General features: G+C 60.4%; 23 protein-coding genes and 2 pseudogenes. 7 read left to right on the forward strand and 18 right to left on the reverse strand.

Features of this window, described 5'->3' with window-relative positions:
• Nucleotides 1-43: 43 nt before the first annotated feature.
• The 6 genes from kdpA to glpE all read right to left on the reverse strand — a co-directional run bounded on the left by kdpA (nucleotide 44) and on the right by glpE (nucleotide 7159).
• Nucleotides 44-1738 (reverse strand): potassium-transporting ATPase subunit KdpA, encoded by a 1695-nt coding sequence (gene kdpA / locus MRK42_RS00365; RefSeq protein WP_354688699.1) that lies wholly within the window; start codon nucleotides 1736-1738, stop codon nucleotides 44-46.
• Nucleotides 1739-2017: 279 nt separating this feature from the next.
• Nucleotides 2018-3367 (reverse strand): glutathione-disulfide reductase, encoded by a 1350-nt coding sequence (gene gorA / locus MRK42_RS00370; RefSeq protein WP_354688700.1) that lies wholly within the window; start codon nucleotides 3365-3367, stop codon nucleotides 2018-2020.
• 76 nt (nucleotides 3368-3443) lie between these two features.
• Nucleotides 3444-5411: an ATP-binding protein gene (locus tag MRK42_RS00375; RefSeq protein ID WP_354688701.1), complete on the reverse strand. Its 1968-nt coding sequence runs from the start codon at nucleotides 5409-5411 to the stop codon at nucleotides 3444-3446.
• A 250-nt stretch (nucleotides 5412-5661) separates the two neighbouring features.
• Nucleotides 5662-5919, reverse strand: coding sequence for an accessory factor UbiK family protein (locus MRK42_RS00380; RefSeq protein ID WP_042027076.1), 258 nt, complete (start codon nucleotides 5917-5919; stop codon nucleotides 5662-5664).
• Nucleotides 5920-6008: 89 nt separating this feature from the next.
• Entirely contained in the window at nucleotides 6009-6839 is an 831-nt protein-coding gene (glpG, locus tag MRK42_RS00385) for a rhomboid family intramembrane serine protease GlpG (RefSeq protein ID WP_354688702.1), read from the reverse strand.
• Nucleotides 6836-7159, reverse strand: a complete 324-nt coding sequence (gene glpE / locus MRK42_RS00390; protein ID WP_026458642.1) for a thiosulfate sulfurtransferase GlpE — start codon at nucleotides 7157-7159, stop codon at nucleotides 6836-6838. The genes glpG and glpE overlap by 4 nt, the downstream gene beginning before the upstream one ends.
• Nucleotides 7160-7328: 169 nt before the next feature.
• Here glpE and MRK42_RS00395 point away from each other — a divergent pair, with 169 nt between their 5' ends.
• Nucleotides 7329-7916: a LysE family translocator gene (locus tag MRK42_RS00395; protein WP_354688703.1), complete on the forward strand. Its 588-nt coding sequence runs from the start codon at nucleotides 7329-7331 to the stop codon at nucleotides 7914-7916.
• Here the strand turns inward: MRK42_RS00395 and MRK42_RS00400 are convergent.
• The 6 genes from MRK42_RS00400 to MRK42_RS00425 all read right to left on the reverse strand — a co-directional run bounded on the left by MRK42_RS00400 (nucleotide 7913) and on the right by MRK42_RS00425 (nucleotide 13783).
• A complete protein-coding gene (locus MRK42_RS00400; RefSeq protein ID WP_354688704.1) occupies nucleotides 7913-8746 on the reverse strand; it encodes an AraC family transcriptional regulator in 834 nt (277 codons plus the stop codon). The genes MRK42_RS00395 and MRK42_RS00400 overlap by 4 nt on opposite strands.
• Before the next feature lie 72 nt (nucleotides 8747-8818).
• Complete coding sequence (locus MRK42_RS00405) at nucleotides 8819-9520, reverse strand: ATP-binding cassette domain-containing protein (RefSeq protein WP_026457081.1); 702 nt, start codon at nucleotides 9518-9520, stop codon at nucleotides 8819-8821.
• A 14-nt stretch (nucleotides 9521-9534) separates the two neighbouring features.
• The gene (gene livG / locus MRK42_RS00410; RefSeq protein ID WP_354688705.1) at nucleotides 9535-10302 is read right to left on the reverse strand and encodes a high-affinity branched-chain amino acid ABC transporter ATP-binding protein LivG; all 768 of its coding nucleotides are present in this window, start codon (nucleotides 10300-10302) and stop codon (nucleotides 9535-9537) included.
• 97 nt (nucleotides 10303-10399) lie between these two features.
• Nucleotides 10400-11668, reverse strand: coding sequence for a high-affinity branched-chain amino acid ABC transporter permease LivM (locus MRK42_RS00415; RefSeq protein WP_042027083.1), 1269 nt, complete (start codon nucleotides 11666-11668; stop codon nucleotides 10400-10402).
• On the reverse strand, nucleotides 11668-12594 hold the full coding sequence (livH, locus tag MRK42_RS00420; RefSeq protein ID WP_042073454.1) for a high-affinity branched-chain amino acid ABC transporter permease LivH: 927 nt from the start codon (nucleotides 12592-12594) through the stop codon (nucleotides 11668-11670). Before livH ends, MRK42_RS00415 begins: the two co-directional genes overlap by 1 nt.
• Before the next feature lie 67 nt (nucleotides 12595-12661).
• Nucleotides 12662-13783, reverse strand: coding sequence for a branched-chain amino acid ABC transporter substrate-binding protein (locus MRK42_RS00425; protein ID WP_026457077.1), 1122 nt, complete (start codon nucleotides 13781-13783; stop codon nucleotides 12662-12664).
• Between the two features lie 434 nt (nucleotides 13784-14217).
• Between MRK42_RS00425 and MRK42_RS00430 the strand changes: the two genes are divergently transcribed.
• From MRK42_RS00430 to MRK42_RS00440, 3 genes are all read left to right on the forward strand, one after another.
• Nucleotides 14218-15222 (forward strand): substrate-binding domain-containing protein, encoded by a 1005-nt coding sequence (locus tag MRK42_RS00430; protein ID WP_042073452.1) that lies wholly within the window; start codon nucleotides 14218-14220, stop codon nucleotides 15220-15222.
• A 191-nt stretch (nucleotides 15223-15413) separates the two neighbouring features.
• A complete protein-coding gene (locus tag MRK42_RS00435) occupies nucleotides 15414-16631 on the forward strand; it encodes a 4Fe-4S binding protein (RefSeq protein WP_354688706.1) in 1218 nt (405 codons plus the stop codon).
• Between the two features lie 250 nt (nucleotides 16632-16881).
• Nucleotides 16882-18108 (forward strand): aromatic amino acid transporter, encoded by a 1227-nt coding sequence (locus MRK42_RS00440; protein ID WP_354688707.1) that lies wholly within the window; start codon nucleotides 16882-16884, stop codon nucleotides 18106-18108.
• 71 nt (nucleotides 18109-18179) lie between these two features.
• Here MRK42_RS00440 and MRK42_RS00445 read toward each other — a convergent pair whose 3' ends face one another.
• Nucleotides 18180-18587 carry a pre-peptidase C-terminal domain-containing protein gene (locus MRK42_RS00445; RefSeq protein ID WP_223379622.1) on the reverse strand — a complete coding sequence of 136 codons (408 nt, stop codon included), beginning with the start codon at nucleotides 18585-18587 and terminating at the stop codon, nucleotides 18180-18182.
• A gap of 384 nt (nucleotides 18588-18971) precedes the next feature.
• The gene (locus tag MRK42_RS00450) at nucleotides 18972-19436 is read right to left on the reverse strand and encodes a hypothetical protein (protein ID WP_354688708.1); all 465 of its coding nucleotides are present in this window, start codon (nucleotides 19434-19436) and stop codon (nucleotides 18972-18974) included.
• A 59-nt stretch (nucleotides 19437-19495) separates the two neighbouring features.
• Between MRK42_RS00450 and MRK42_RS00455 the strand changes: the two genes are divergently transcribed.
• Nucleotides 19496-20710: an IS256 family transposase gene (locus MRK42_RS00455; protein ID WP_042657696.1), complete on the forward strand. Its 1215-nt coding sequence runs from the start codon at nucleotides 19496-19498 to the stop codon at nucleotides 20708-20710.
• Between the two features lie 37 nt (nucleotides 20711-20747).
• Here MRK42_RS00455 and MRK42_RS00460 read toward each other — a convergent pair.
• Nucleotides 20748-21254 (reverse strand): annotated as a pseudogene (locus tag MRK42_RS00460) (alpha-amylase family glycosyl hydrolase); the annotation flags it as partial.
• Between the two features lie 86 nt (nucleotides 21255-21340).
• Nucleotides 21341-21676 (reverse strand): annotated as a pseudogene (locus MRK42_RS00465) (alpha-amylase family glycosyl hydrolase); the annotation flags it as partial.
• Nucleotides 21677-21921: 245 nt separating this feature from the next.
• Between MRK42_RS00465 and MRK42_RS00470 the strand changes: the two are divergent.
• Nucleotides 21922-22632 (forward strand): Abi-alpha family protein, encoded by a 711-nt coding sequence (locus tag MRK42_RS00470; RefSeq protein ID WP_354688709.1) that lies wholly within the window; start codon nucleotides 21922-21924, stop codon nucleotides 22630-22632.
• 73 nt (nucleotides 22633-22705) lie between these two features.
• Here MRK42_RS00470 and glyS read toward each other — a convergent pair whose 3' ends face one another.
• Entirely contained in the window at nucleotides 22706-24775 is a 2070-nt protein-coding gene (glyS, locus tag MRK42_RS00475; RefSeq protein WP_354688710.1) for a glycine--tRNA ligase subunit beta, read from the reverse strand.
• A gap of 9 nt (nucleotides 24776-24784) precedes the next feature.
• Entirely contained in the window at nucleotides 24785-25708 is a 924-nt protein-coding gene (glyQ, locus tag MRK42_RS00480; RefSeq protein ID WP_005339464.1) for a glycine--tRNA ligase subunit alpha, read from the reverse strand.
• A 209-nt stretch (nucleotides 25709-25917) separates the two neighbouring features.
• On the opposite strand from glyQ, the gene MRK42_RS00485 reads away from it, so the two are divergent.
• Nucleotides 25918-26514 carry a DNA-3-methyladenine glycosylase I gene (locus MRK42_RS00485; RefSeq protein ID WP_216993382.1) on the forward strand — a complete coding sequence of 199 codons (597 nt, stop codon included), beginning with the start codon at nucleotides 25918-25920 and terminating at the stop codon, nucleotides 26512-26514.
• Nucleotides 26515-26644 lie beyond the last annotated feature (130 nt).

A 26644-nucleotide genomic window follows, 5' to 3' on the forward strand; every position in this document is an offset into this window, starting at 1 on the left:
AGCATCGAATAGTTGACCACGGCGATCAGTGGGGTGTGCAGCATCAGAAGGCACCTCCCAGCAGGCTCAGGTGTTCCGCCACCGGACCCAGCGCCAGCACCGGCAGGAAGGAGAGGCCCCCCATCAGCAGTACGGTGACGATCAGCAGGGTGATGAAGAGCGGGCCGCTGACGGGGAAGTCCCCCTCGCTTCGCTCCTGGCGCGGGGCGCGGGCCAGCTGGCCGGCGATGGCCAGCACCGGAATGATGTAGCCGAAGCGGCCAAGCAGCATGGCCAGCCCGATGGCGATGCACTGCCAGTTGTCGGCGGCGGCCAGGCCGGCGAAGGCGGAGCCGTTGTTGCCGGCGGCCGAGGCGTAGGCATAGATCAGGCGGGACAGGCCGTGGGGGCCGTCGTGCCCGATGACAGTGGCGGAGTCCGGCATCAGCAGGGTAATGCCGCCGATCACCAATACCCCGACCGGCATCACCAGCATGCTGGCGACCACCCATTTCATCTCGGTGATGCCGAGCCGTTTGCCCAGATAGGTCGGGGTACGCCCCACCATCAGGCCGCACAGGAACACGGTCAACAGCACGAACAGCATCATGCCGTAGATGCCGGAGCCGACCCCGCCGAAGATGACCTCGCCGAGCAGCATGTTGATCATGCCGACCATGCCGCCGAGAGGTGTGAAGCTGTCGTGCATGGCGTTGACCGAGCCGTTGGAGGCGCTGGTGGTCGCCACTTCCCAGATGCTGGAGAGCAGGGGGCCGAAGCGGCTCTCCTTACCTTCCCAGTTACCGGCCATACTGCTGGCGTCAGTGGTGAACTGGGCGAGGGTGGGGTCCGGTTTCAGCTCCTGGGTGATGGAGACGAAGAGCCCGATCACCATCATCAGGGTCATGGCGACGAGGATGGCGCGGCTGTGGGCCTGGTCCTTCACGTAGCGACCCAGGGTGCAGACCATGGCAGCGGCCAGCGTCAGCAGGGCGACCATCTCCAGCCAGTTGGAGAGGGCGGTCGGGTTCTCGAACGGATGGGCCGAGTTGACGCCGAAGAAGCCGCCGCCGTTGGAGCCGAGCTGCTTGATGGCGAGCTGGGAGGCCGCCGGGCCGAGCGGCAACAACTGCTCCTGGCCTTCCAGCGCGTGGAACGGCAGGTAGGCAGACAGGCTCTGGGGTACCCCCTGCCAGACCAGCAGCAGCGCCAGGATCAATGCCATCGGCAGCAGCACGTAGAGGCAGAAGCGCACCAGATCCTGCCAGAAGTTGCCGAGGTGGGTGGTCTGCTGGCGGGCGATGCCGCGGAACAGGGCGATGGCGACAGCGGCGCCGGTGGCGGCCGAGACGAAGTTCTGGGTGGTGAGCCCTACCATCTGGCTGAAGTAGGAGAGGCTGGCCTCGCCGGAGTAGGCCTGCCAGTTGGTGTTGGTCATGAAGCTGACTGCGGTGTTGAAGGCAAGTTGCCAGTTCAGCCCGGGCAGCTGTTGCGGGTTGAGGGGTAGCAGCCCCTGCGCCAGCAGGATCAGGAACAGCAGGCCGAAGCCGGCACCGTTGAAGGCCAGCAGGCTGAGGGCGTAGGACTTCCAGTCCTGCTCGCGCCCGTCCGTGCCGCAGCAGGCCAGGGTGGCGCGCTCGACGGGAGCCAGCCAGCGACTCTTGCCCTCAAATACCCGATACAGGTAGTTGCCAAGCAGAGGCGCCGGCAGCAGCACCAGCAGTACGAACGCGACGGGATAGATGATCTCTTGCCACATATCCGGTTCCTCACTCATGGGTACGCGCGAGGGCGCGCAGCAGATAGCCCGCGAGGGCGAGGACCAGCAGCAGATATAGCCAATTCATATCGACTCCATTGGTGTAATTGACGACCAAATGGTAGGAATAACCGGCGTAAAGGCGCCATAAAGCCGGATTTGGCAGGCGTAAAATCGGCGTAAAAAAGCAGGTGTGGGCGCTATTTGGGGGAGGGGAAAGATCGAAAAACCCGGCCTGAGCCGGGTTTGGTAGCAAGTCGTTGAGACTCTGATATGCGGTTAGCGCATGGTGACAAACTCTTCCGCGCTGGTCGGATGGATGGCAACGCAGTTGTCGAAGTCCGCCTTGGTGGCGCCCATCTTCATGGCGACGCCGAAGCCCTGCAGGATCTCGTCCATGGCGAAGCCGATGCCGTGCAGGCCAACTACCTTCTCTTCCGGGCCGACACAGACCAGCTTCATCCGGGTAGGCTGGCGATGCTGGGTCAGCGCCGAGTACATGGCGGTGAACTGGCTGCGGTAGACCTTGACCTGATCTTCACCATATTCGGCGACGGCTTCCGGCTCGGTCAGCCCTATGGTGCCGATGGGTGGGTGGCTGAACACCACTGTCGGCACCAGATCGTAGTTGAGGTGCTCGTTCGGCTTGTTGTTGAACAGCCGCTCGGAGAGACGACGGCCCGCCGCGACGGCCACCGGGGTGAGCTGGATCCGGCCAGTGTTGTCACCCACCGCATAGAGGTTGGCGACGGCGGTATTCTGGAACTTGTCGGTCGGGATAAAGCCCTTCTCATCGAGCGTGATGCCGGTGGCGGCCAGGTTGAGGTTGTCGGTGGCTGGGATACGGCCGATGGCCCAGATCAGGCAGTCGACGGTGAGGTGGCGACCATCTTCCAGCTGCAGGGTCAGGCTCTCATCGGCGTTCTTGACCACGGCTTTCGGAATGGCGTGGGTGTGCAGCTTGGGCCCTTCCTGCGCCATGATCTCCACCAGAGTCTCGTGGATCATGGGGTCGAAGTTGCGCAGCGGTGCGTGCTTGCGTACCACCAGGTGGGTTTCGGAGCCGAGCGCCTGCATCACGCCGGCGATCTCCACCGCGATATAGCCGGCACCCACCACGGCGACCCGCTTGGGCTGTTCTTGCAACTCGAAGAAGCCATCGGAGTCGATGCCAAGTTCGGCACCCGGAATGGCCGGCACCTCGGGGCGGCCACCGGTGGCGATCAGTATGTGATCGGCACTGTACTGCTCGCCGTTCACCTCGATGGTGTTGCTGCTGACGAAGCGGGCGAAGCCCTTGATGACGGTGATCTGGTTCTTGCCCAGCACGTTCTGGTAGGACTGATGAATGCGGCCGATATAGGCCTGGCGGGACTCGACCAGCTTGGCCCAGCTGAAGTGGTTGAGAGTGGTGTCGAAGCCGTAGTCGGCGCCATATTTCAGGGCATCGGCGATCTGGCCGGCATACCACATGGCCTTCTTCGGCACGCAGCCGACGTTGACGCAGGTTCCACCCAACTCTTTGGCTTCAATCAGGGCAACTTTCTTACCGTACATGGCAGCCCGGTTGGCCGAGGCGATGCCGCCGCTGCCGCCGCCGATGGCGATATAGTCAAAATGCTGTGCCATTGCGAGGTTCTCCGCTCATTAAGAATGCAATCACAGCATGATGGGGATAAAGCGGCTGGCTCACAAGAGCCAGCACTCAGTTATGTTGGATTGGCAGGCGAATATGGAACTGGGCACCTTGCTCCGGTTCGCTGATGCAGTTGATGCGACCACGGAGCAGCTGCACTACCAGGTTGTAGATGATGTGGGTGCCAAGACCACTGCCGCCATGGCCCCGCTTGGAGGTGACGAAGGGATCGAAGATGCGGGGCAGAATGTCGGGCGGGATACCGCGGCCGTTGTCGCTGTAGTCGATCATCAGCTCTTCACCCTGCTGCTCCACCTTGATGGTGATCTTCTTCGGCTTGTCCCAATTCTCGAAACCATGGTTGATGGAGTTGAGGATCAGGTTGGAGTAGATCTGGGTGAAGCTGCCGGGGAAGGAGAAGATCGACAGCTTGGGATCGCACTGGATGTCCACCTCGCACTGGGCCTTCTTCAATTTGTGGCCGAGGGAGACCACTACCTGGTGCAGGTTATCGGCGAGGTTGAAGTTGTAGCGAGCCTCGGAGGATTGATCGACGGCCACCTGCTTGAAGCTGGCGATCAGCTCGGAGGCGCGGCGCAGATTGCCCTGCAGCAGCTGCATGGACTCATCGAGGTTGACGGTGAACTCGTTGAGGTAGGAGCGGGAGAGCTGTTTGGCCTCGATGTGCTGCTTGAAGTCGGCTACCCGCTCCTGCAGGTAGGAGGACGCGGTGACGCTGATACCGATGGGGGTGTTGATCTCGTGAGCCACCCCGGCCACCAGCGAACCGAGAGAAGCCATTTTCTCAGACTCAACCAGAGTCTGCTGGGCTTGCTTCAGGTCGTCGTAGGCCTTGCCAAGCTGGTCGTTGGCATCGCTCAGGCTGCGGGTGCGCTCCACCACCTTGCCTTCCAGCTGTTCGTTGAGCTGGCTGATTTCCCGCTCGATCTTCTTGAGGCGGGTGATGTCATAACCGAATCCGATCAGATACTTGAGGTTTAATCCCTCATAGAAAGGAGCGAAGGTCCACTGCAGCACCAGCTGGTGGCCCTGCTGATCCTGCATCATGACCTCTTTATCCTCGATATAGCCCTGGCTGGCGAGGGTCAGTGCCAGCTCCTCCTGCTGCTCCTTGCTGACGAACAGATCCAGCCAGTTGTGATGCAGAATCTCCTGCTGGTGATAACCGGTCAGCATGATGGCTGCCGGATTGATGCTGGCGATGGAGAGATCCGGCTTCATGCAGCAGATAACCATGTTGGCCGAGTTGATCAGGGTGGCGGAGAAATCCCGCTCCTGTTGCAGCTGTTCCGCCGCCTGATGGCGTGCGGCAAACTCGTCGTTTAGGCGGGTTCGCATCTGGTTGAGGGAGGCGACCAGAGTATCCAGCTCGTCAGGATTCTTGCGGGGCAGGGGGCGGCCTTCCAGCTCCAGCTCCATGTCGAGACTGTCCAGAGTGAATCTCTGGGCGTAGTGAACGATGCGATTGAGGTGTCTGACCACCATGTAGTAGATGATGGTCAGGATGCAGAATGAGACCACCAGGGTTTTGATGGTTTGGCTGACCAGGATCAGCACGGATTTTTCGATGAGGCGCTGGTAGATCTGCTCGAGGGAGGCGGCGACGAACAGCTTGCCGACCACCTCATCCTGGTAGGTGAGGTTGAACTCGCGGGAGATGTCGTAGCTCGGGCGCTCTACCCCCTGGGTCAGCAAGGGCACTTCGGTGTTGCCGAGCATCTCCTTGACCATCACGAACTGCATGTTGGGCAGGTTCATGATCCCTTCGATCTGTACCTTGACCTGCTCTTCGTCCAGGTTCCACAGGCTGGCGGCGATGGGCTGCAGGAAGGAGGCCTCAATCTGGCCGATGCTGTCCTCGATAACGGCCACATCTTTGCGATAATCCCAGGCGAGCTGAAGCGCCGTGATGATCATGGCCAATACGGTACTGCACACCAGAATATAAGAGAGCAGGCGGTATGAGAGCCCGTTGCGGCCAACGGCCTTGGCGGTCTTTAAGAAGAGTCCTGACATGGCGTCCTTGCGGTCTGGATGCGGTGTTGTTTAGTTTAACTGCTTCATGTACTTGTGTCGTCATTCCGGCGTGGCGTACGACCACTCCCGTGCTGCGTCCAACTTTCACGGAGGCTAACTCATCTGCTGCCGCCATGCTGCAGCATGGGGTCGCTTTTGTGACACAAGGATGAAAGAGGGCTCTTTTGCAGGAAATCGGGAGTCCGCTTTGTCCGTCCAGCAAAAACCCCGGCTTGGACCGGGGTTTCGATTATTCGCCTTTGGGGCCGAGCTGTTGTTCCAGCTGTGCCAGCTTGGCTTCGAGAGCGGCCAGTTTTTCCCGGGTGCGTAGCAGCACCTTGGTCTGTACGTCAAACTCTTCACGGCTGACCAGATCCAGCTTGTTCAGCTGGGCTTGCAGTACCTGACGAATTTTCTTGTCTGCCTCTTCACCCATGCTGCGGATGCCGGGGGGCAGGGCGTTGTGTACCTGTTTGGCGATCTCTTCCAGTTTCTTCGGGTCGATCATGACGTTCTCCTCAATCGTTGGCGGACATTCTACCGACAATTGCCTCGCTTTGCCGAGATCGGGACGGCGTTTGTTTATGTCAAATCGACTCAGGCTGGTTTGTGATGGCGATCCAGCCAGCCTTGCAGCAGACCCACCAGCAGGCCGACCAGATGAGCTGTGTTGGCGGTGTTGCCGAGCAGGTCGAAGAAGCCGAGGGCCAGCCAGAGTAGCATGAAGCCCATCAGCGCCGGCGGCATGACGAGGCCGCAGGCCGGTTGTAGCTTGCTGCGCATCCAGCTGTAGCCGAGAAGGGCATAGACCACGCCGGAGAGGCCGCCAAAGCGCGGACCGCTAACGAAGAACTCGGCGATGTTGGGTAGGGCGGCACCGACCAGCAGCAGGATCAAGAGCTTGCCGCTGCCGAGCCGTTGCTCAATCTGGCCTCCCAGATACCACCACCAGAGCAGGTTGAACACCAGGTGCAGTACCGAGAAGTGGATGAGGGCCGGGGTAAAGTAGCGCCACGCCTGCCAGTCGGTGAACTGGGCCAGGGTCGGGTGGAACGCCAGCTGATCGAAGATCGGCAGGCCGATGGCATCCAGTCCGTAGATGGCCAGGCAGGCGATGATGACCACCAGGGTCAGCGGGCCGGCCTGATGGAGGAAATCGGTGATCGGATCCGTCATTCCCTTGCTGTAGTCGATGCGGGCATCAGCCCGGCCGGATTGCCAGGAGGCCTCCATGTAACGGGGGTGGGTCGGCTCGGCCAGGAAACGCTTGACCTCCTGCTGGGCCTGGGCGAGGCGCTGCTCGTCCGCCAGCCAGACCGAGACACCAAGCTCGGACTGGGTCAGCTCGCACGAGATGCCCAGGGTGGCGAGATAGTCCACCAGCGCCTGGGCCATGCGGGCGTTGTCGAGCACCAGCAGCTGGATCATGCCTCGCCCGCCTCGACGGGGAACTCCCTGCGCCAGGCCTCGAAGCCGCCATCCAGGCTGTAGACCTCGTCGTAACCCTGTTGCAGCAGGTACTGGGCCGCCCCCTGGCTGCTGTTGCCGTGATAGCACATCACGATCACCGGGGTATCGAAGTCCACCTCGTTCATGAAGTGCACCAGGGTGCCATTGGTGAGGTGGAAGGCGCCGACCGCGTGGGCCGCCGCGAAGGATTGCGGGTCGCGAATATCGACCAGGCGGGCGTCACCGGCGGCGAGCTTCTGGTGGGCATCATGGGCACTGATATGGGCAAACTGGTCCATTGACATGTCCTGCGAATAGGTGGATTACCGGCCAGTGTACCGCAAGCCGGCGCCGCCGCTAAGCCCGCAAAGTGTCGGGTTATTGCCGCCGGCGATCGCAATTTCCTTCAATATCGTGCCGGAGCGGATGGCTAGGCTGGAGGCTCACTCTCTTGTTGGAAGGTATGCCATGGAAATGAGTCTGTTGCTGTCGATGGCCGGGTTTGCCCTGGCCATGTCCATCTCGCCCGGCCCGGTCAATCTGGTTGCCCTCGGCAGCGGAGCCCGTTACGGCTTTCTTGCCAGCCTGCGCCACGTGGTGGGGGCGACCCTGGGTTTCATCCTGCTGCTCCTGCTGATGGGGCTGGGGCTCGGCGCCGCCCTGTCGCAATGGCCGGTGGCGAGTGACGCCATTCGCTGGGGTGGCATCCTATTTCTCTGCTACATGGCCTGGCAGCTGGTGGCGGACAAGGGGGAGCTGGAGGAGGGGGGCGGAGTACCTCCCGCCATTTGGTACGGCGCCCTGATGCAGTGGCTCAATCCCAAGGCCTGGCTGGCGGCCAGCATGGGGATGGGAGTCTATGGTGCCGTCGGTGGGAGTGGGCAGATGATGCTGTTCACCGGTATCTATCTGGTTATCTGCCTTTGCTCCATCGCTTGCTGGGCCTATGTCGGCAGCTATCTGCAGGGGCTGCTGCTTTCCCCGGTCCGGCTGCGCTGGTTCAACAGGGCCATGGCGTTGTTGTTGCTGCTCTGCGCCGCCTATCTGGTGTGCTAGCCCGGCCGGGCCAGCTGACTGCGGTAGTGACCTGGGGTGGTGGCGACCCGCCGTTTGAACTGACGCTGGAAATGGGCCTGATCGGCAAAGCCGCTCGCCAGTGCCACCTCCGCCAGCGGCTGTCCCTGGCGCAGCAGGGTACGGGCGTGGCGGATGCGTTGATCGAGCAGATAGGCGTGGGGCGTCATGCCGTAGTGGCGGCTGAAGCTGCGCACGAAGTGGGACGGGGTGAGGCTGGCCACTGTGCTCAGCTGCTGCAGGGTCAGCATGCTGGCGCTGTCGTCTTGCATCAGCTCGGCTGCCCGCTGCAGGTGTTGCGGGGGGCGATCATCCCAGGTCGCCGGCGTCAGCCTGGCCAGCAGCTGGCGACTGAACTGGTGGCAGGCCACCTCCCGGACCAGGGAGTCATCCTCTTGAACCAGCTGGCGGTAAAGGCGCTGCAACCCTTGATACAGGAGGGGATCCCGGCTGGCAGTCATGTCGAAGGGGCGAAATTCGCTGCCCAATCCCGCCTCCTCCTGCTGGCTGCGCAGCCATTCCGTATCGAGATAGAACATCAGATAGGACCAGGGCTGGTCCGCGACCGGGTTGCAGGCGTGCACCTCTTCGGGGTTCATCAGCACCAGGCTGCCGGTGCTGACCTCCTGTCTGTTGCGCTGGTTGAGATAGTGACTGTGGCCACCGGTGATGGCGCCAATGGAGAAGTGGGGGTGGCTGTGCTTGTCGTAGCAGACGCGCCGGCCATCCTGTACCGCTCGCGCCTCGATAAAGGGCAGCGCAGGGTGCCCCCAGAACTGGTGGTGATCCTGCGCTGCCTTTTGCCTGCTCATCGGCCAGCCATTCGGACACGTTTGCCACGCGATCGCGTGACGGGTTGGTTCGGCGCTGGCCGCTGCAACTGGCTAGCCACCCAGATAGGCCTGACGCACCGCCGGGTTGGCCAGCAGGGCAGCCCCCGTGTCTTGCAGCACCACGTGGCCGTTTTCCAGCACATAGCCGCGGTCGGCCAGCTTGAGCGCCTGGTTGGCGTTTTGCTCCACCAGGAAGATGGTCATCCCCTTCTGGCGCAGCTGCTCTATGGTGTCGAAGATCTGCTGGATGACGATGGGAGCCAGCCCGAGGGAGGGCTCGTCCAGCAGCAGCAGACGCGGCTTGCTCATCAGGGCGCGGCCGATGGCCAGCATCTGCTGCTCGCCGCCGGACATGGTGCCCGCTCGCTGTTCCAGCCGCTCGTGCAGTCGCGGGAACAGGGTAAACACCTGATCCAGCAGGGCGTGTTGCTCGGACTTGTCGACGAAGAAGGCCCCCATCAACAGGTTCTCCTCCACCGTCAGGCGGGCGAAGATGCGGCGCCCCTCCGGCACCACGGCGATATCCTTGCGCATAATGCGGGCGGTGGATAGCGAGTCTATCTGCTCCCCCTCGAACCAGATGGAGCCGCTGCTGGGCTTGGGTTCACCGCACAGGGTCATCAGCAAGGTGGTCTTGCCAGCGCCGTTGGCACCGATCAGGGTGACGATTTCCCCCTCTTTTACCTCGACGCTGACGTCGTGCAGCGCCTGGATCTTGCCGTAGTGGGTCGATACGTTGCGAAGTTCTAACATCGTGACTCCTGTGTTTACGATTCGCCCAGATAGGCCTTGATCACCGCCGGGTTGTTGCGGATCTCATCCGGTTTGCCGTGGGCCAGCGGGGTGCCCTGGCTGACCACGAAGATGCGGTTGGAGATGCCCATCACCAGCTTCATATCGTGCTCAATGAGCAGCACTGACACACCGAACTCGTCCCGCAGGTTCATGATGAGCTCGTTGAGCTCGTCGGTCTCTTTCGGGTTGAGGCCCGCGGCCGGCTCGTCCAGCATCAGCAGCTCTGGACGGGTCGCCATGCAGCGGGCGATCTCGAGGCGACGCTGCTGGCCGTAGGCCAGGTTGCCGGCGGCGCGGTTGGCGAGATCCTTGAGCCCCACCTTGTCGAGCCAGAAGCCGGCCTGATCCAGTCCCTCCAGCTCGGCCCGGCGAAAGGCCGGGGTCTTGAACAGTCCGGCGAGGAAGCCAGTGTTGAGGTGCTGGTGCTGGGCGACCAGCAGGTTCTCCACCGCCGTCATCTCCTTGAACAGCCGCACGTGCTGGAAGGTGCGCACGATTCCCTTGCGGGCGATCTTGTGGCCGGGCAGCCCCTGGATCTCTTCACCCTTGTAGCGGATCACGCCGCCGCTCGGGCGATAGAAGCCGGTCAGGCAGTTGAAGATGGTGGTCTTGCCCGCCCCGTTGGGACCTATGATGGAGATCACCTCGCCCTTCTCGACATCCAGCTCGACGCCGTTGACCGCCAGCAGGCCGCCGAAGCGCATCGACAGATTGGAGACTTCCATTAACTTGTTGCTCATGGGCGCGGCTCCTCCGTCAGTTGGCTGAGTGCCGGACGGCGTGCCGATCCGGTCGGGGAGCCCATCGGCCGGGTTGAGACTTCCAACAATATGTTGCTCATTTGCGCAGCTCCAGGTGGGGACGGGTCATTGGCAGCAGTCCTTGGGGCCGCCAGATCATCATGAACACCATCAGCAGACCGAACATCAGCATGCGGTACTCGTTGAATTCACGGGCCAGTTCCGGCAGTACCGTCATCACGATGGCGGCCAGTACCACCCCGATCTGGGAGCCCATGCCGCCCAGTACCACGATGGCGAGCACAATGGCCGACTCGATGAAGACGAAGGATTCCGGGCTGATGAAGCCCTGGCGCGAGGCGAAGAAGCTGCCGGCAAACCCCGCGAAGCAGGCGCCTATGGTGAAGGCGGTCAGCTTGATGATGGTGGGGTTGAGGCCGAGCGACTTGCAGGCGATCTCGTCTTCCCGCAGCGCCTCCCAGGCACGGCCCAGCGGCATGCGCAGCAGGCGGTTGATGACGAACAGGGTCGCTACCACCAGCACCAGCGCCATCAGGTAGAGAAAGATCACCTTGTGGTTGGCGTTGTAGGTGATGCCGAAGAACTCGTGGAAGGTCTCGAAGCCGCCATCCTTGACGGTACGGTTGAACTCCAGGCCACCGAGCGTCGGCTTGGGAATGCCGGAGATACCGTTCGGGCCGCCGGTCAGGCTGGTCATGTTGTTGAGCAGGATGCGGATGATCTCGCCGAATCCCAAGGTGACGATGGCCAGGTAATCCCCCCGCAGCCGCAGCACGGGGAAGCCGAGCAGGAAGCCGAAGGTAGCCGCCATCAGGCCGGCAATGGGCAGGCACTCCCAGAAGCTCAGCCCGAAGTAGCTGTTGAGCAGAGCGTAACTGTAGGCGCCGACCGCGTAGAAGCCGACGTAGCCCAGATCCAGCAGGCCGGCGAGGCCCACCACCACGTTCAGGCCCAGCCCCAGCATGATGTAAATCAGGGTGAGAGTGGCCAGATCGATGGCGCCACGGGAGGCCATGAAGGGCCAGCTCACCGCGAACAGCAGCACCAGCACGGCGGTCAGGTTATAGAGCTTGGGCGCCTCTTCGGGGCTTGGCAGCACCAGTTTGGTGAAGCCGACCGAGAAGCCGCTGATGGAGGCCTGAAACAGGCGCGCGATCTGGCCGCGCAGCATCTGGAACCAGAACACCAGGGTGGCGCCTCCCAGCAGCCAGGCCAGCGACACATCGAGTCGGCTCACTACCAGCAGGCGGGAGCCATCGGTTTCGAGTTTGAAGCCGAGCAGCCAGAAGGAGAGCACCAGCAGCACCAGGCTGGCGATACAGGCATGGATAAATTGGTGTTTCATCATACCTTCTCCACTTCCGGTCGGCCGAGAATACCTGTCGGCATAAACAGCAGCACAAAGATAAGCAGGGCGAAGGCCATCACATCCTTGTATTCGGTGCTGAGATAGCCGGCGGTGAGCGCTTCCACCACGCCGAGCAGCAGGCCGCCAAGCACGGCGCCCGGAATGCTGCCGATACCGCCCAGCACAGCCGCAGTGAAGGCTTTCAAGCCGGCCATAAAGCCGAGGTAGGGGTTGATGACGCCGTAATACATGCCGAGCAGTACGCCGGCGACGGCGGCCAGTGCGGCCCCCAGTACGAAGGTGATGGAGATGACCACGTGGGTGTCGATCCCCAGCAGGTTGGCCATCTTGATGTCTTCCGAGCAGGCGCGGCAGGCGCGGCCCATGCGGGAGCGGCCGATGAACTGGGTCAACGCCAGCATGGTGATGAAGGTCACCACGAAGATGATGAGCTGCATGTAGGAGAGGCTGGCCTGGAAGCCGTCGGCTTCACCCAGCGACCAGCCGCCGGAAATGAGGCTGGGCATGGCGATGTCGCGCGAGCCCTGGGCCATCCGCATCATGTTTTGCAGGAAGATCGACATGCCGATGGCGGAGATGAGGGGGATCAGGCGGTTGCCGCCCCGCAGCGGCCGGTAGGCGACCCGCTCTATGCTCCAACCATAGGTGCCGGTGATGATGATGCTGACCAGGAAGGCGCCCCCCAGCAGCAGGAAGGTGCTGTCGATGCCCATCATCATGAGCCCCGCCATCACCATGAAAGCGACATAGGAGCCGATCATGTAAACCTCGCCGTGGGCGAAGTTGATCATGCCGATGATGCCATACACCATGGTGTAACCGATGGCGATCAGGGCATAGGTGCTACCTATGGTCAATCCGTTCAGCAGCTGCTGAACCAGATAGAGAAAGTGTTCGGACATACTGCGTTCCCTGTACTTGCCCGCAAAGAGAGGAGGGGGTGAACAGGTTCACCCCCGGATCGGCAGATTATTTGACTTGGCTGGAGGAACCGTCGGCGTGCCACTGGAAGACGCCGAACTCGAAGCCTTTCAGGTCACCATTCGGTGCCCAGGTCAGCGGGCCCATGACGGTATCGATCGGTGCGGCCTTGATGGCGGCGGCGACGGCAGCCGGATCATCTTCACCCGCCTTGGCGATACCGGCAGCCAGGGTCTGCACCGCGGCATAGGTGGTCCATACGAACGGGCCGGAGGAGTCCTGGCCCTTCTCCTTGAACGCGGCAACCAGCGGGGCGTTGGCCGGCACCAGGTCATACTTGTTCGGCAGGGTGACCAGCAGGCCTTCGGAAGCCGGGCCACCGATGGCGGAGATGTCCTTGTTACCCACCCCTTCCGGACCCATGAACTTGGCCTTCAGACCCTTCTCGCCAGCCTGGCGCAGGATCAGGCCCAGCTCGGGGTGATAGCCGCCGTAGTAGACGAAGTCGACGTTCTCTTTCTGCAGCTTGGCGATCAGGGCGGAGAAATCCTTGTCACCGGCGGTGATACCCTCGAACGCCACCACCTTGACGCCCGCCTTGTCCAGCGCCGCTTTCACGCTGGAGGCGATGCCTTCACCATACTGCTTCTTGTCGTGGATGACGGCCACGCGCTGGGGCTTGACCTGCTCGATGATGTACTTGGCAGCTGTGGGGCCCTGATCGCTGTCCAGACCGATGGTACGCAGTACCAGCTGATAGCCGCGTTCGGTGATCTTGGGGTTGGTGGAGGCCGGGGTCACCATCAGGATCCCTTCATCTTCATAGATGTCGGAGGCGGGCAGGGTGTTGTCGGAGCAGAGGTGGCCGACCACGAACTTGACGCCGTCATTGACTACCTTGTTGGCGACCGCGACCGCCTGCTTGGGATCGCAGGCGTCGTCATAGATGACCGCCTCGATCTGCTTGCCATTGATGCCGCCAGCCTTGTTGATCTGCTCGACCGCCATCTTGCCGCCGGTAAACTGCATGTCACCGTACTGGGCGACCGGGCCGGTCACCGGGCCGGCGATGCCGATCTTGACCGTATCGGCTGCATGGACCATTGATGCCGATCCAAACAGAGCCAAAGAAACCGCTGCTCTTACCGCCATTTTTCCGAAGTTATTCATTGATTCGTCCCTTAATCAGTGGATTGTTTCATTTCCATGTGCCATTCCGGATCCTGATCCTACCTGTCCGGCAATATTTAAGGTTCTATCATTCCTCACGGGGCAATAACAAGCTGTTAAAGATACTGACCAGAGTGGGCCGAAAGAGCTTATTTTGAAACAAATAACCTGTTTTAAATCTTGATTTGGAATTTAATATTGATATGTTGAGTTAACAACTGGGTAACAAGATGTGGTTGTGATGAAGTGTAGAGGATTAATCTGGCGATATTTTACTCTGATGCTGCTCCCATTTTGACCACAATCCGTTTGCGCAAATAGAAATGAACGCCTAAATTAGCCAGCATTGACAAATCGCTGGCAGTGCTCGTTAAAACCAAGCCTTTATTCGGGAAATCTGCTAATGTTCCGCCTTTGACAGTCAGGAGACAGAGATGGCCACTATCAAGGATGTCGCCTCCCGAGCGGGCGTATCCATCTCCACCGTCTCACATGTGCTCAACCACACTCGCCGGGTCAGCGAAGACGCGACCCAGAAAGTGCTTGAGGCGGTGGCAGAACTCAACTACGCGCCCAACTCGGTCGCGCGCAGTCTGAAAATCAATTCAACCAAGACCATAGGCATGCTGGTGACCACCAGCGTGAACCCCTTCTTTGCGGAAGTGGTGCAAGGTGTGGAAGCATACTGCTTCGAACAGGGTTACAGCCTGATCCTGTGCAACACCGAGAACCAGCCGCCCCGTCAGCAGCACTATCTGCGCATGCTGATGGAGAAGCGGGTCGATGGCCTGCTGGTGTTGGGAACCGACATCGACACTCCGTTGCGCGACATGCTGCGCATCCACAAGAACGTGCCCCAGGTGGTGCTGGATTGGGGAACCGAGTGCGATTTCGCCAACGTGATCAACGATAACGCCCGCATAGGTGCGCGCCTTGCGGTGCGCCACCTGCTGGAGCTGGGTCACACCGACATCGTCTGCATCACCGGACATCTTGCCAAACCCACCACCCAGCAGCGACTGGACGGGGTGCGCGATGCCCTGGGCGAGCGCGGCATGACCCTGAAAGATGAACAGATCTTCGAAGGGGATTACGAGAGCCAGAGCGGGTTCGACCAAATGCAGCGCATCCTGGCCCTCAAGCCGCGCCCGACTGCGGTGTTTGCCTTCGATGACCCCATGGCGATCGGTGCCATCTGCGCCGCCTGGGAAGCCGGGGTCAAGGTGCCGGACGACATCTCCATCATCGGCTATGACGACGTCGAGATGGCGCGCTTCTCCAGCCCTCCGCTTACCACCATCCGTCATCCCAAGGCGGAACTGGGCCAGCTGGCAGTCAAGCAGCTGGTGAGCCGGATCCGCAACAAGGAGCAGGAAGTGGAGTCGATGACAGTCGAGCCCGAGCTCATCGTCCGCCGTTCGGTGAAAGCCCTGCGCTGATCAGCTGTCCTGTGTCGACACCACGAAAAACCCCCTCGCCAGCGAGGGGGTTTTTGTTTGTGGCGATGGCACTTCATGTGGTGGCGGGTAGTTTGGGATGAATCTCTTCCTCTGCCCATGCAGATCAAAATAATCAAACCAGATGTTAGTTACCCTGTTCCCCTTGTCCTGATGTGCGTAGTGGGGGAAGAGTGAGCCTGATCGAAGCCGTGACCCTGGCCTGTGGCCTGATCTATCTGGTGCTGTTGCAGTGGCAGGAGAGGGCCGGTCGATCCTGGTTCTTCTCTCTCTCCCTGCTGGCTGCCGCCTGGCTGGTGGCGGCGGATGTCACCCTCTGGTTCGCACTGGGGCTGGTGGTTGCGGCGCTCGCCTTGCTCAGCCGAACCCGGCTATTGCCACTTCTGGGTCAGCTCGACGGCCAGTTGCTGCGGGCCTGGACTCGCCACCTGCTGCTGCTCTCCTGGGGGCTGGTGACGGTGCAATATGGCCTTTATATCTGGCAATTGGGGCAGGGAACGCCTCCCTGGTTGATGCGTCCGGATGTGGTGGATGGTTTCTTGCCCATCGCCGGCGGGCTCGGGCTGCGGGCCTGGCTGAGCCAGGGCATCATGGATCCCCACCATCCGGCCGCCACCGTCACTGTGCTGGTGCTTAGCCTGTCGGCCCTGTTGCTGGGGCGGGCCTTCTGCGCCTGGTTCTGCCCGCTCGGCCTGGCGGGGGAGTGGCTGCATCGGCTGCGCAGCCGACTGTTGCCAGGGGAGTGGACGCCGCCGCGCTGGCTGGATCGGATCCTGCGTGGCCAGAAGTTTCTGGTGCTCGGTTTCCTGCTGTTCATCGCGCTGCTCGCGGTACCGGATGCCGCCCTGCCCGGCTACTTCGCCAGCCCCTACCACCAGGCGGCGGACATGAAGATGGGGGCCTTCTTCTTCAACCTGACCCTGATCTCAGGCCTGTGCCTCGGCTGGGTGTTGCTGCTCACTGCCGCTTTCCGTCAGGGTTTCTGCCGCTATCTCTGCCCTTATGGTGCCTGGCTCGCCCTGCTGGGCATGCTGGCGCCCCTGCGCATCCGCCGGGATCCGGCCCGCTGCCTGCGAAGCGTCGGTCACGACTGTGACAAATGCAGCCGTGCCTGCCCGTCCCGCATCCAGGTGCATCAGCTGATCGCGGTGCGCAGCCTCGAATGCACCAGCTGCCTGAGTTGTGTGGCCGCCTGCCCGAAGCGGGCCGATGCCCTCGCGCTGGGCACCCGGCGGCGTCGGATCATGCCTCGCTGGCTGCTGGGCCTGCTTTGTCTGTTGCTGCTGATCTTGCCGCTGCTCACCTATGGCGTGCTGGGATTCTGGGTCAGTCAGACCCCGCTGGAGGTGCGCGGCCATCTGCTTCAAATCCTGCCGCAACTTAGCCATTGAGTGGCCGGGGCGAGTGCTCTGCCTTCGAATAGGGCACGGGATTTGATACCTGACGGGCTGGCAGGTAAAGTCGCACGGGTGAAACGTTGAGCAGGGGCGTTGAAACGTTTTCGAACGAGCCCGCTTTATGTTTCATCTTCTTTATGAAAACAACATCTTGTCGCCTGCCAGCGCGCGGGCGGCCGTCAGGGCGTAGTCATGGCTGCGCCATTTCTTTGCAGTGCAAACAGGGCAGGAGTAAAGGGGATTTATGGAACACAAACCATCCTTGGTGGGCGGGGCATGCATCATTGCCGGCGTCTGTGTGGGGGCCGGCATGCTGGGCTTGCCGAGTGCCGGAGCGGGTGCCTGGACCCTCTGGTCCCTGCTTGCGGTGGCGCTGACCATGGTGGTGATGACGGTGTCGGGCTGGATGCTGCTCGAATCCTACAAAGGCTATCCGCTGCGCGTCTCCTTCGATACCGTGACCCGGGATCTGCTGGGAGAGAAGGTCAACGCCCTGAACAACCTGAGCGTCTACTTCGTCGGTGGCATCCTGCTCTACGCCTACATCACCTCGTCCGGCCTCATCATCCAGGAGATGACGGGGATCGGCAGCCACGTCGCCTCAATACTGTTCACCCTGGTCTTCTCGGCCCTGGTGTGGCACTCCACCCGGGCGGTGGACCGCATCTCGGTGCTGCTTATCATCCTGATGATGCTGAGCTTCGCCTTCGGCATCTCGGGTCTGTCGATGAAGATTAGCCCCGAGCTGCTGTTTGACCGGATGAGCGAGCACGCCAGCTACGCCCCCTACGCCCTCGGCATGCTGCCGGTGGCGCTCACCTCGTTCGGCTATCACCACTCGGTGTCGTCGATGCGCGCCTACTACGGCGAGGAGCGCCGCGCCAGCCGCGCCATCCTGGGCGGTACCGTTATCGCCCTGGCCTTCTACACCGTCTGGCTGCTGAGCGTGTTCGGCAATCTGCCGCGCAGCGAGTTCGGCCCGGTGATCGAACAGGGCGGCAACGTAGACGCCCTGCTCAAGGCGCTCGGCTCGGTGATCGAGTCCAAGGCGGTGGCGAGCGCCCTCAACGCCTTCTCCATGGCGGCGATCCTCTCCTCCTTTATCGGGGTAGGGCTCGGGGTGTTCGACTACCTGGCGGACTTGTTCAAGTTCGACAACAGCCGCAGCGGCCGCGCCAAGTCCTGGGCGGTGACCTTCCTGCCGCCGCTGGTGCTCTCGCTGCTGTTCCCGTTCGGCTTCCTGGTGGCCATCGGCTACGCCGGCGCCGTCGCGACCCTGTGGACTTGCATCATCCCGCCTCTGCTGGCGTGGAAGGTGCGCGCTGGCAAGGGTCAACAAGGGGGCAAGCACGAGGGCTTCCGTGCCCCGGGCGGCATCGTCATGATCGCCCTGGTGATCCTGTTTGGTGTGCTGACCGCCGCCTTCCACCTGCTCAATATGGCGGGATTGCTGCCTGCCTATACCGGCTAGGTCACGGACATGGAAAGAGAAAAACGGCGCCTGCGGGCGCCGTTTTTTATGGCTTAAGCACAGCAGGCCGGTTACTGGATGCTGACTGACAGGGTGTGGGGCACCTGCTCGCCGCGGCGGGCGGAGGCGCGCATCTGATAGACCTGGATCAGGTATTTGCCCGAGGTGGGCAGGGTCGATTGCCACTGACCATTGCCATCATTGCGACCCAGCGCCTCGGCCTGACCCGGGATGGCACCGGGAGCGAAGACATTGAAGTTGGCGTTGCTGCTGCCGCCGATCTTGACCGTCATGGTCTGGCCCGCCTTGGCAACCAGGGTGTAGTGGATGGTGTCGTAACCGGAGAAGTTGCCTTTTACCTGGGCGCTGTGGGCTCCCTTGGCAAACTGCACCGGTACCGTAGTGATTTTGTCGGCGGCCTGCGCACCGGTGGCGGCCATGGTGACGGCCAGCAGGGCGGCCTGGATTGCTCGTTTCATCGTTGCACCTCGTGAAGGGGCCCTGTCACCCAGGCAGAGCCGCCCTGACAAGATATGACTAAATCGTCGAGCTGCCTATACGCACCGCAGCGGTTCTCGCTTTGTTTTGCGTTTTGTTTTGGGACACCCACCTATGGAAGATATTGGGATTCCTGTTTCGGGACATCCACCTTGAGGGAAGGTGAATAACCGGAAGAGGCGCGTTTGCAAGTTGGCTGATTTGAGGGTCGCTGAGCATGGAACATCATCGAGGGAGAGCGGCGACAGATAGGATCGATTGGTTGAAGTATGGGAAAGGGCAACCCGGCGGCAAGGGATTATTGCGCCTTGGCACGGGACCCAGGCTGTATTCAGAAGTTCATCAAGGTGTGCACCAAGCTGATGTCATAAATGGGGTTGGTAACATCGGGTCTGGCCGCAATGCTCGGCGTAACGTTGACAGCAGACTCTGTCACCAACCGCCCGGATGCCGTGGCGTCGAAACAGAGTGACGTGTCCCAACCATTGCTCCTCATGCATGCCCAGGCGTTGCAAGACGGGGGCAAGATGATGCGGGATATGGCCACGTTTATCCAGACGGATCGCTCGTCCTGTCCAGTCCACCAGGGTCAGGTAGTCGGCAAAACTGCAGGGAAGGGCTTCATTGCCTTCCTTGGCAAAAGGCAACAGCAATGGGGTCGGATTGACGGGGTCCGCTGTCTGTTCAATTCGTTGCTGGATGCTGGTGAAATGGCTCTCTTCCGGCGTAGTGGCAATGCCGGCCCGAATGGGGTTGAGGTCAACATAGGTCATGCAGGCCAGTAGTGCCGATTCGGTGAGCAGGGCCTGGCTCTGAGCCTGTAAATCCAATTGTGTAACCGCCCACGAATAAGTAACTTTTTCAAAAGGATACCTTCGTGGGTAAGCAAATGGACCAAGACAAACTCAAAGCACTGGCCGCTGAGCTGGCCAAAGACATCAAGTCTGAAAAAGATCTCGGCACCCTCACCCAACAGCTGATCAAGCTCACCGTCGAGACCGCGCTCAATGCCGAGATGGACGAACATCTGGGCTACGAGAAACACGCCCCACAAGGCCGCGGGACCGGCAACAATCGCAATGGCTATTCCGCCAAACGCCTAAAAGGGCAGCACGGAGAGGTCACTATCCAGGCGCCTCGTGACCGTAACTCGTCCTTCGAACCTCAGTTCGTCCGCAAGGGCCAGTCCCGCCTGACCCAGATGGACGACCAGATCCTCGCCCTCTACGCCAAGGGCTTGAGCACGCGGGATATCGTTGACGCATTCAAAGAGATGTATGACGCCGACATCTCGGCGGGGCTGGTATCGAAGGTGACCGAACGTGTCATCGAGCAGGTCCACGAATGGCAAAACCGGCCGCTGGATCCGCTCTATCCCATCGTTTATCTGGACTGCATTGTGCTGAAGATCCGCGCGAACCAGAGGGTGATCAACAAGTCGCTCTATCTGGCACTGGGCATCAATATGGAGGGGCACAAGGAGCTGCTGGGCCTGTGGCTGGCCGAGACCGAAGGGGCAAAGTTCTGGCTGTCGGTCCTGACCGAGCTGAAGAATCGCGGCTTGGAAGACATCCTGATTGCGTGTGTGGACGGTCTCAAGGGCTTCCCTGATGCGATTGCTGTGGAGTATCCCCAGACCAAGGTGCAACTGTGTATCGTCCACATGGTGCGCAACTCGCTGCGCTATGTCTCCTGGAAGGACTACAAGGCGGTGACGGCGGATCTGAAGCAGATCTACCAGTCTGCGACGGAACGTGAGGCTCAGCAGGCGCTGGCGGCCTTCGGCGAGCGCTGGGATAGCCAGTACCCGCAGATAACGCGCTCCTGGCAGGGCAACTGGGATAATCTGATCACACTGTTCGAGTATCCCCCCGCCATCCGGAAGGTGATCTACACCACCAATGCTATCGAGTCGCTGAACAGCGTGCTGCGCAAGGCGACCAAGCAAAGGAAGCTCTTCCCGACCGACGACTCGGCGCTAAAAGTGGCGTACCTCGCGATACAGCAGGCTTCAAAGAAATGGACCATGCCAATCCAGAATTGGAAGCTTGCCCTGAATCGCTTTATTATCGAGTTCGGTGATCGTCTGAACGGTCACCTGTAATGGAGTGGGCAGTTACACAGAATTATTTACAGGCTCCCTGGCTCTTGAAGCGTCCCTCCCAGAAGTGCCCCTTGCAACCGTCTTCCTTATTGGCCTGGCGGGCCAGCGCCTCATTTAGCAGGCGCACCAGCCAGCTGATGGAATAGAGGCGCTCCCGCCACTGGGCTATCAGCTGGTGCACCACGTCCAGCTCGGGCTCTATCAGTTCATCACCCTGATACCAGCGCCTTACCAGCAAGGGCCACTGAAACAGGCGAGCCCAGCGCTCTGCCACCTCCCGCTCGCTCCACTCATTGGCAATATCGGCCTGCACCTTGAGCACGAGATGATAGTGGTTGCTCATCACGGCATAGGCGCAGATGCCGATGGCAAAGACTTGCGACAGCTGGCCCAGCTTGTCGGCAACCCATTGGCGCCTGTGTTCGTAGCTTTGGCCGGAGTGCTCATCCTGACCGCAGAGAAAGGCCCGCCGTACACAGCGGCTGACCACATGGTAATAGGGTGTATCGGCGAGGCTGATCTGGCGTGAACGGGCGATGGTCATGGCAACTTCCTCGGCAGTGATGTATCAAGCCAAGCAGCCAGTTATGTGGTTGTCAAAGAGGTGGGTGTCCCAGCTTTTGATTGTTCATCACCCTGATACCAGCGCCTTACCAGCAAGGGCCACTGAAACAGGCGAGCCCAGCGCTCTGCCACTTCCCGCTCGCTCCACTTATTGGCAATATCGGCCTGCACCTTGAGCACCAGATGATAGTGATTACTCATCACGGCATAGGCGCAGATGCCGATGGCAAAGACCTGCGACAGCTGGCCCAGTTTGTCGGCAACCCATTGGCGCCTGTGTTCGTAGCTTTGGCCGGAGTGCTCATCCTGACCGCAGAGAAAGGCCCGCCGGACACAGCGGCTGACCACATGGTAGTAAGGCGTATCGGCGAGGCTGATCTGGCGTGAACGGGCGATGGTCATGGCAACGTCCTCAGCAGTGATGTATCAAGCCAAGCAGCCAGCTATGTCGTTGTCAAAGAGGTGGGTGTCCCAGAATCTGTCCCAGCCGGAGAGGAAATTCGGTTGGCAATTATGGCGGGAGAAACCATTTACGCGAACGTCCGATTACGCCTGCGGCTAATCGAACCTACGGGTCTATTCCATTTTTTTAATTTGTTGCATAATCGCTAATGACTTATAGCTTAATAATTTTGTGGAGGTCAGTGATGAGTTGGCTTGATAATCTACCAGTTGATAAAGTATATGATGACTTGGCTAGCGGTGCATTTCGGGAGGTTGGTGATTTAGCAAAAAATACCGTTAAAGCAGCTCGTTGCATACTGGCACCGATAGATTATCTTGCCACACAGCAAGATAGGTTTCAGCGTTATCTTAAACGCATCAATGATAAGGTTCCCGAAGCGCAGCAAATTAATGCACACCCACAGATATCTGGGCCTGTTATGGATAATCTAAAGTATGTAGAGGAATGTAGCATTATTACAGAAATGTTCCTGAATTTGCTTGCTAGGGCAATTGATAAGGAACGTGTAAATGAGGCTCATCCTGCTTTTGCTAATATAATTGGGCAGTTATCACCAGATGAGGCAAAAATTCTTTATTATTTTGATAAGAAGAAATATGAGTTAAAACAATACTCAACTTTCTACCCATCAACTAATACTTTTGGACCTAGAAGTACAACTTATAATGAGTTTCCAACAAGTAAGTTGATGTATCCACAAAATTATTTTATGTATTTAGACCATTTACACAGTCTAAACTTGGCTGGTATTTGGCAGAAGGGTAATCAACAACCAACATTCTCTGGTGGGCAACAAGATGGTGTTGTCATCAAGAGTGAGACAAATTTGACGACGTTTGGTGAGCTTTTTATAAAAGCATGTGTGCCGGAGAATATCGATTTCTTCGAGTAATTTTTATTGGTTAGTGAAATTAAAAACGGCGCCTTAACGGCGCCGTTTTTTATATCACTCAACCCAGCCAAGATCACTGCAGCAGGGAGATATCCGCGACTTGCAGGAACAGGTTGCGCAGGTTGTTCAGCAGTGCCAGACGGTTGGCCTTGAGGGCCTCGTCGTCGGCCATCACCATCACTTCGTTGAAGAAGGTATCGACCGGCTCGCGCAGGGCGGCCAGACGGGTGAGGGCGGCCTGATAGTCACCGGCAGCGAACAGCGGGGCCAGTTCGGCTTGCAGGGCGGCAACCTGGGTGGCCAGCGCCTTCTCGGCGGCATCGACCAGCAGTTCCGGTTTGACGGCGGTCGGCAGTTCGCCTTCGACCTTGGCCAGGATGTTGCTCACGCGCTTGTTGGCGGCAGCCAGAGCCAGGGCAGCATCCAGAGTACGGAAGTGGCTGACGGCCTTGACCCGGCGATCGAAGTCGAGCGGGCGGGTCGGGCGGCGGGCCAGTACGGCCAGCACCACATCGGCACCGATGCCTTCGTCCTGATAGGCGGCGCGGAAGCGGCCCAGCATAAAGTCGACCACGTCGGTAACGACGGTTTTGTTGGTCAGCTTGTCGCCGTAGACGCGTACCGCTTCTTCAACCAGTTCAACCAGATCCAGGTCCAGCTGCTTCTCGGTCATGATGCGCAGGGCACCGATGGCGGCGCGACGCAGGGCGAACGGGTCCTTGTCACCCTTCGGCAGCATGCCGATGCCGAAGATACCGGCCAGGGTATCAAACTTGTCGGCCAGCGCGACGGCGCAGGCAACCAGACCGGACGGCAGGGCATCGCCGGCAAAGCGCGGCATGTACTGCTCGTTGAGGGCCACGGCCACCGCTTCGTTTTCACCATCGTGACGGGCGTAGTGCATCCCCATGACACCCTGGGTGTCGGTGAACTCGCCGACCATGTTGGTCATCAGATCACACTTGGAGAGCAGACCGGCACGCTTGGCCTGAGTGACATCGGCGCCGATACGCTCGGCGATAAAGCCGGCGACGGTCTCGATGCGCTCGACCTTGGCCTTGACGGTGCCCAGCTGTTGCTGGAACAGCACGGTTTCCAGGCGCGGCAGGCGGGAGGCCAGAGTCTGCTTGAGGTCGGTCTTGAAGAAGAACTCGGCGTCAGAGAGACGGGGGCGAACCACCTTCTCGTTGCCGCTGATGATCTGGCTCGGGTCTTTGGACTCGATGTTGGTGACGAAGATGAACTTCGGCAGCAGCTTGCCGTTCTTGTCGTAGACCGGGAAGTACTTTTGGTCACCCTTCATGGTGTGCACCAGCGCTTCAGCCGGCACGGCCAGGAACTTCTCTTCGAAGTTGGCGGTCAGCACCACCGGCCACTCTACCAGGGCGGTCACTTCTTCCAGCAGGGCGTCGTCCAGATCGGCAACGCCACCGAAGGCAGCTGCGGCCGCTTCGGCGTCAGCCTTGATCTTGGCCTTGCGCGCCATGAAGTCGGCAATCACCATGCCGCGCTCCTGCAGGATCTGCGGGTACTGGCTGGCGTTGTCGATGGTGAATTCGCTCTCGCCCATGAAGCGGTGACCGCGGATGGTGCGAGCAGAGTCGATACCCAGAATGTGAGCGGGCACCAGATCCCCATCCAGCAGCAGGGTCACGGTGAAGACCGGGCGCACGAACTGGATGGTCTTGTCGCCCCAGCGCATCATCTTCGGGATCGGCAGTTTGGCCAGCGCCTGGCTAACCAGCTCACCCAACAACTCTTTGGCCGGACGGCCTTCGACCTTGGCGGTGTGAACCAGCCACTCGCCCTTGTCGGTGACCAGACGCTCGGCCTGCTCAACGGTGATGCCGTTGCCACGGGCCCAGCCTTCGGCAGCCTTGGTCGGCTTGCCTTCGGCATCGAACGCTTGCGCCACGGCCGGGCCGCGCTTCTCGACGCTCTTGCTCGGCTGCTCGCCAGCCAGCGCGTGTACCTTCAGCGCCAGACGGCGCGGGGAGGCAAACCACTCGACGTCGCCAAAGGCCAGATCGGCCTTGGTCAGCTCGGCTTTGAAGTTGTCGGCAAAGGCTTCGGCCAGGGAGCGCAGGGCTTTGGGCGGCAGCTCAGCAGTACCGATCTCTACCAGAAATGTATGTTGTGCCATGTCCGTTCCTTAACCTTGCTTGTTCTCACTGCGCTGACACATAGGGAAGCCCAGCGCTTCGCGGGAGGCGTAGTATGCCTCTGCCACGGCCTTGGTCAGGGTGCGAATGCGCAGGATGTAGCGCTGACGCTCGGTGACCGAGATGGCCTTGCGGGCATCCAGCAGGTTGAAGGAGTGAGCGGCCTTGAGGATGCGCTCATAGGCAGGCAGCGGCAGCGGTTTTTCCAGTGCCAGCAGGTTCTGGGCTTCCTTCTCGTACTGCTCGAAGCAGTGGAACAGGAACTCCACGTCGGCGTGTTCGAAGTTGTAGGTGGATTGCTCCACTTCGTTCTGGTGGAACACGTCGCCGTAGGTGGTCTTGCCCAGGGGGCCGTCAGACCAGACCAGATCGTAGACGCTGTCTACGCCCTGGATGTACATGGCCAGACGCTCGAGACCGTAGGTGATCTCGCCGGTGACCGGCTTGCACTCGAGGCCGCCAACCTGCTGGAAGTAGGTGAACTGGGTCACTTCCATGCCGTTCAGCCACACTTCCCAACCCAGACCCCAGGCACCCAGGGTCGGGTTTTCCCAGTTGTCTTCCACGAAGCGGATGTCGTGGATCTCGGGATCCATACCCAGCTCTTTCAGGGAGCCCAGATAGAGTTCCTGAATGTTGTCGGGGGAAGGCTTGATGATCACCTGGAACTGGTAGTAGTGCTGCAGGCGGTTCGGGTTTTCACCGTAGCGGCCGTCAGTCGGACGGCGGGACGGTTGCACGTAGGCGCAGGCGATGGGCTCCGGGCCCAGGGCACGCAGACAGGTCATGGGGTGAGAAGTACCGGCACCCACTTCCATATCCAGCGGCTGAATGATGGTACAGCCCTGGCGGGACCAATAGTCCTGCAGCTGCAGGATCAGGCCCTGAAAGGTTTTGACATCGAATTTTTGCATAATTTTTTTCGCGCGAAATGAAATCAGAGCAAGATTTGCTGAATGTGAACCGAAGGAGTATACCGTCTGGCATGGTCGGATAATAGGCGAAATTACAGCGGATTAATGTGATGACGCTGCGCCGGGCCTGGGCGAGAGGGGTTGTCGGCACTCCCACGCCCGGGTTGGCATCGACCCCGGGGATTGGATGAAATGACAGGAGAGAGGGAATGGAGTTGCGTTGCGCCTGGGTGACCAAAGACCCGGAATACATTGAATACCATGACAAGCAGTGGGGAAGGCCGGTCCATGACTCGCGCGAGCTGTTTGCCAAGCTCTGCCTCGACGGCCAGCAGGCGGGGCTGTCGTGGATCACCATCCTGAAGCGCACCGAGAGCTACCATCGCGCCTATGCGGATTTTGATCCGGTGCGCATCGCGCAGTTCGACGAGCAGGACGTGGAGCGGCTGATGCAGGATACCGGCATCATCCGCAACCGGCTCAAGGTGCAGTCGATCATCAAAAACGCCCGCGCCTATCTGGCGCTGGAGGTCGAAGGCATCGACTTTGTCGATTATCTGTGGGGCTTCGTGGGTGGCGCCCCCATCGTCAACCAGCGCCAGGGCAACGGCGACATTCCGGCGACCTCAGCGGAGTCGGATGCCATGTCGAAGGCGCTCAAGAAGCGCGGCTTCACCTTCGTCGGCAGCACCATCTGCTACGCCTTCATGCAGGCGGTGGGGATGGTGAACGATCATCTGGTGACCTGCCCCTGCCACGCCGAGTGCCAGCAGGTGATGAGGCCCGCTGATCAGGTCCGCGGGTAGCCAGCCGCGTGGTGGCCTCACTCGGTTTAGTATAAAAAAACAGCACTCTCGCCAGCCGTTCAGGTCTGCGTCAGACAATGGCGCGATGGCACGCTACAATCCGGCCCCCGGCATGGTGCCGGATTGTTTT

Source organism: Aeromonas sp. 19NY04SH05-1 (genome assembly GCF_040581895.1).
GTDB lineage: Bacteria > Pseudomonadota > Gammaproteobacteria > Enterobacterales > Aeromonadaceae > Aeromonas > Aeromonas enteropelogenes.

Bases quoted from the DNA above. Each gene is read 5' to 3' on its own strand.
- gorA (WP_354688700.1), bottom strand. From the start codon at position 3,367: ATGGCACAGCATTTTGACTATATCGCCATCGGCGGCGGCAGCGGCGGC.
- MRK42_RS00375 (WP_354688701.1), bottom strand. From the start codon at position 5,411: ATGTCAGGACTCTTCTTAAAGACCGCCAAGGCCGTTGGCCGCAACGGG.
- MRK42_RS00470 (WP_354688709.1), top strand. From the start codon at position 21,922: ATGAGTTGGCTTGATAATCTACCAGTTGATAAAGTATATGATGACTTG.
- MRK42_RS00455 (WP_042657696.1), top strand. From the start codon at position 19,496: ATGGACCAAGACAAACTCAAAGCACTGGCCGCTGAGCTGGCCAAAGAC.
- MRK42_RS00415 (WP_042027083.1), bottom strand. From the start codon at position 11,668: ATGAAACACCAATTTATCCATGCCTGTATCGCCAGCCTGGTGCTGCTG.
- glpE (WP_026458642.1), bottom strand. From the start codon at position 7,159: ATGGACCAGTTTGCCCATATCAGTGCCCATGATGCCCACCAGAAGCTC.
- MRK42_RS00405 (WP_026457081.1), bottom strand. From the start codon at position 9,520: ATGTTAGAACTTCGCAACGTATCGACCCACTACGGCAAGATCCAGGCG.
- MRK42_RS00425 (WP_026457077.1), bottom strand. From the start codon at position 13,783: ATGAATAACTTCGGAAAAATGGCGGTAAGAGCAGCGGTTTCTTTGGCT.
- MRK42_RS00395 (WP_354688703.1), top strand. From the start codon at position 7,329: ATGGAAATGAGTCTGTTGCTGTCGATGGCCGGGTTTGCCCTGGCCATG.
- MRK42_RS00485 (WP_216993382.1), top strand. From the start codon at position 25,918: ATGGAGTTGCGTTGCGCCTGGGTGACCAAAGACCCGGAATACATTGAA.
- MRK42_RS00380 (WP_042027076.1), bottom strand. From the start codon at position 5,919: ATGATCGACCCGAAGAAACTGGAAGAGATCGCCAAACAGGTACACAAC.
- MRK42_RS00440 (WP_354688707.1), top strand. From the start codon at position 16,882: ATGGAACACAAACCATCCTTGGTGGGCGGGGCATGCATCATTGCCGGC.
- glpG (WP_354688702.1), bottom strand. From the start codon at position 6,839: ATGATCCAGCTGCTGGTGCTCGACAACGCCCGCATGGCCCAGGCGCTG.
- livH (WP_042073454.1), bottom strand. From the start codon at position 12,594: ATGTCCGAACACTTTCTCTATCTGGTTCAGCAGCTGCTGAACGGATTG.
- MRK42_RS00430 (WP_042073452.1), top strand. From the start codon at position 14,218: ATGGCCACTATCAAGGATGTCGCCTCCCGAGCGGGCGTATCCATCTCC.
- MRK42_RS00445 (WP_223379622.1), bottom strand. From the start codon at position 18,587: ATGAAACGAGCAATCCAGGCCGCCCTGCTGGCCGTCACCATGGCCGCC.
- glyQ (WP_005339464.1), bottom strand. From the start codon at position 25,708: ATGCAAAAATTCGATGTCAAAACCTTTCAGGGCCTGATCCTGCAGCTG.
- livG (WP_354688705.1), bottom strand. From the start codon at position 10,302: ATGAGCAACAAGTTAATGGAAGTCTCCAATCTGTCGATGCGCTTCGGC.
- kdpA (WP_354688699.1), bottom strand. From the start codon at position 1,738: ATGTGGCAAGAGATCATCTATCCCGTCGCGTTCGTACTGCTGGTGCTG.
- MRK42_RS00400 (WP_354688704.1), bottom strand. From the start codon at position 8,746: ATGAGCAGGCAAAAGGCAGCGCAGGATCACCACCAGTTCTGGGGGCAC.
- glyS (WP_354688710.1), bottom strand. From the start codon at position 24,775: ATGGCACAACATACATTTCTGGTAGAGATCGGTACTGCTGAGCTGCCG.